Origin of the sequence: Cellulomonas septica, assembly GCF_012396155.1 — a bacterium.
Classification (GTDB): domain Bacteria; phylum Actinomycetota; class Actinomycetes; order Actinomycetales; family Cellulomonadaceae; genus Cellulomonas; species Cellulomonas septica.
In genome coordinates, this window is the sequence record NZ_JAAXOY010000698.1 from 1 (window position 1) to 1,788 (window position 1,788).

At 73.6% G+C, this 1,788-nt stretch carries 2 protein-coding genes; one reads left to right on the forward strand and one right to left on the reverse strand.

Annotated elements, in window-relative coordinates; all coding sequences use genetic code 11:
* Window positions 1-94: 94 nt before the first annotated feature.
* Window positions 95-1,132: an L-glyceraldehyde 3-phosphate reductase gene (gene mgrA, locus HGA02_RS18265; protein ID WP_168680726.1), complete on the reverse strand. Its 1,038-nt coding sequence runs from the start codon at window positions 1,130-1,132 to the stop codon at window positions 95-97.
* 103 nt (window positions 1,133-1,235) lie between these two features.
* Here mgrA and HGA02_RS18270 point away from each other — a divergent pair, with 103 nt between their 5' ends.
* On the forward strand, window positions 1,236-1,700 hold the full coding sequence (locus tag HGA02_RS18270; RefSeq protein WP_168680727.1) for a TrmH family RNA methyltransferase: 465 nt from the start codon (window positions 1,236-1,238) through the stop codon (window positions 1,698-1,700).
* Window positions 1,701-1,788: the final 88 nt, after the last annotated feature.

The window sequence follows — 1,788 nt, forward strand, 5'->3', positions numbered from 1 at the left end:
GGCGTCAGGACGCGCCGGTCGCCGACGTGCGCGACGACGCCCGGCCAGCAGTCGCCGGAGTCCGAGAGCCCGTGCAGCAGGACGAGCGGCGCGCTCACCGGCCGGTGCCGTCGACGGCGTGGGGCTCGATCGCGGCGATCTCGTCGTCGGTCAGCGCGGGTGCGGACAGCGCGGCGACGTTGTCCTCGAGCTGCGCGACCGACGACGCCCCGACCAGCGCCGACGTGATGCGCGGGTCGCGCAGGACCCACGTGAGCGCGAGCTGTGCGAGCGACTGTCCGCGGGCGGCCGCGATGTCGTTCAGCGCCCGGGCGCGCGACAGATACGTCTCGGAGAGCGCGGACGGCTTGAGGAAGTGCCCGACGGCGGCGCGCGAGTCCGACGGCACGTCGCCCGACAGGTAGCGCCCGGTCAGCAGGCCCTGCGCGAGCGGCGAGAAGACGATCGTGCCGATCCCGAGGTCCCTGACGACGTCGAGCAGCGACTCCGACTCCCCCTCGGCGACGTTCTCGACGTGCCGGTTGAACATCGAGTACGACGGCTGGTGGATGAGCAGCGGCGTGCCCAGGTCGGCGAGCACGCGCTGCGCGGTGCGCGTCTGCGACGGCGAGTAGTTGGAGATGCCCGCGTACAGCGCCTTGCCGCTGGTCACCGCGGTGTGCAGCGCACCCATCGTCTCCTCGATCGGGACGCTCGGGTCGGGGCGGTGCGAGTAGAAGACGTCGACGTAGTCGAGCCCGAGCCGCCCGAGCGACTGGTCGAGCGACGCGAGCAGGTACTTGCGCGAGCCGCCGTCGCCGTACGGGCCCGGCCACATGTCGTAGCCGGCCTTGGAGGAGATGACGAGCTCGTCGCGGTACGGCTGGAGGTCGCGCTGCAGGACCCGGCCGAAGTTCGCCTCCGCCGAGCCGTACGGCGGGCCGTAGTTGTTCGCGAGGTCGAAGTGCGTGATGCCCAGGTCGAACGCGCGGCGCAGGACGGCGCGCTGCGTCTCGAGCGGTGTCGTGTCGCCGAAGTTGTGCCACAGGCCCAGGGACAGCGCGGGCAGGTCGAGGCCGCTGTGCCCGGTGCGACGGTAGGTCATGGCGTCGTAGCGCTCGTCCGCGGCGCGGTAGACGGGCTCGGTGGGCATCGCGGGGCGTCCTCTCGGCGGTGGGAGCGTGCGTCGCCACGCTAGCCCGCCGCGCGCCGGTCGGCCGAATCGTTCCGACCGGGCCGCCGCCTAGGATCGGCGCGTGCTGCACGTCGTGTTCTTCGAGCCCCGCATCCCCGGGAACACCGGCAACGCGATCCGCATGGCTGCGGGTACGGGCGCGACGCTCCACCTCGTCGAGCCGCTCGGGTTCGACCTGTCCGAGGCGCGGCTCAAGCGGGCCGGACTCGACTACCACGACCTCGCGCACGTGGTCGTGCACGCGTCCTTCGACGCCCTGCTCGACGCCCTGCCGGACGCCCGGGTGCTCGCCTTCACGACGCAGGCGACGACGTCCTTCGCCGACGTGGCCTACCGCGACGGCGACGCGCTGCTGTTCGGCCCGGAGCCGACGGGGCTGCCCGCCGACGTGCTCGCGCACGACCGCGTCGACGCGCAGCTCCGCATCCCGATGCTGCCGGGGCGCCGCTCGATGAACCTGTCGAACGCCGCCGCCGTCGCCACCTACGAGGCGTGGCGCCAGCTCGGCTTCCCGGGTGGCGCCTGACCGCCTGTCGCGCCACGCCCACGGACGTCCGGGCGACGGCGACGCCCGACCGCTGCCGTCGCGTCCCGCGCGTCGTCGGCCCGCGACG